1 pseudogene is annotated in these 690 nt (G+C 67.5%); it reads left to right on the forward strand.

Going from position 1 to position 690, the window contains the following annotated elements:
- Positions 1 to 117: 117 nt before the first annotated feature.
- Positions 118 to 690: pseudogene (istA, locus tag PKE75_RS13135) on the forward strand (IS21 family transposase); the annotation flags it as partial.

Raw genomic sequence — 690 nt, forward strand, 5'->3', positions numbered from 1 at the left:
GCTGTGATCCGGCGTGGAATTTTGACCCCGTTGTGAGGGGGATCGGCGTCCAATTTTGCCCCCCGGGGCGTGCGTTGCGCATGCTGCCTGTCTTTGTCAGGGACGGGCGGCCGGGGGATGAAGGGCGTGGACACGATCGCGGGGATCCGCCGTGAGCATTTTGTGCGCGGCAAGACGATCAAGGAGATCGTGCGCGAGCTGCACATGTCGCGGAACACGGGCGGAAGGTGCTGCGGTCTGGGGCGACGGCGTTCGAGTATGAGCGCGAGGTGCAGCCGCTCCCGAAGCTCGGGCCATGGCGCGACGACCTCGACCGGCTGCTGACGGAGAACGAGGGACGGGCGGCGCGCGAGCGGCTGACGCTGATCCGGATCTTCGAGGCGTTGCGGGCGCTGGGCTATGAGGGCGGCTACGACGCGGTCCGGCGCTACGCCCGAGGTCGGCAGCGTGAGCGGTCGCCGTCATCGGCGGCGTTCGTGCCGATGAGCTTCGATCCGGGTGAGGCCTACCAGTTCGACTGGAGCCACGAGATCGTCCTGATCAATGGCGTCACCACGACCGTGAAGGTGGCGCACGTCCGGCTCTGCCACTCGTGGATGCTGTTCGTGCGGGCCTATCCGCGCGAGAGCCAGGAGATGGTGTTCGACGCCCACGACCGGGCGTTCGCCTTCTTCAAGGGGACCTGCACGC

It is taken from the genome of Hansschlegelia plantiphila (assembly GCF_027922265.1).
GTDB lineage: Bacteria > Pseudomonadota > Alphaproteobacteria > Rhizobiales > Methylopilaceae > Methylopila > Methylopila plantiphila.